Origin of the sequence: Streptomyces anandii JCM 4720 (assembly GCF_014650655.1) — a bacterium.
Lineage (GTDB): Bacteria > Actinomycetota > Actinomycetes > Streptomycetales > Streptomycetaceae > Streptomyces > Streptomyces anandii.
In genome coordinates, this window is the sequence record NZ_BMVJ01000118.1 from 1 (window position 1) to 547 (window position 547).

2 protein-coding genes are annotated in these 547 nt (G+C 70.4%); both read right to left on the minus strand.

Annotated features, from left to right (window positions below; all coding sequences use genetic code 11):
* On the minus strand, positions 1–239 hold a 239-nt coding region (locus IE249_RS35575), incomplete at its 3' end, for a hypothetical protein (protein ID WP_189711673.1).
* Between the two features lie 6 nt (positions 240–245).
* Entirely contained in the window at positions 246–446 is a 201-nt protein-coding gene (locus tag IE249_RS35580; RefSeq protein ID WP_138899241.1) for a hypothetical protein, read from the minus strand.
* Positions 447–547: the final 101 nt, after the last annotated feature.

The following is a 547-nucleotide window of genomic DNA, read 5'->3' on the forward strand; positions in this document are numbered from 1 at the left end:
TTGGCCTTCTCGGCCTCGCTGATCTCCGCGCGGAGGGCGGCCTCGGCGTTGGACCAGATCTGGTCGATCCCGCGCTCGGCGCGGGGGCTCGACTTCTGCCGGACGCCCTTGCCGATGACGACGGTGACGTGACCGGCGATCTTGGCCTGGTCCCGGACCGGCAGGGCCCAGGTCTCGCGGGCCTGGACGCCCTTGAGCTTGGCCTGGGCGGTCCTGATGATGCGGTCGTACTTGTTCATGGCGGGTCAGCCCCTCTTCGGGTAGGTGTGGCCGGCGGGCGGCTCGGCGGAGCGGTTCACGTACAGGGCGTTCGCCACGACGCGTTCGAACTGGGCGCGGTCCGGCGGGGTGTCCTGGTCCGGGGGGAGGAGGCTCCCGCCGAGCGCGGCCATCAGGCTGTGCGTGCGGTCGTAGTCCTCGTGGCGGGTCTCGCGGCGGATGCTCACGCGGCCACCACCCCGTTCTTGCCGGACTTGTTGCCCGAGGAGTTGGTGTTCGTCTCCTTGAGCTTCTTGGAGAGGTCGGCGGTGTCGGCCACGGCGATCAC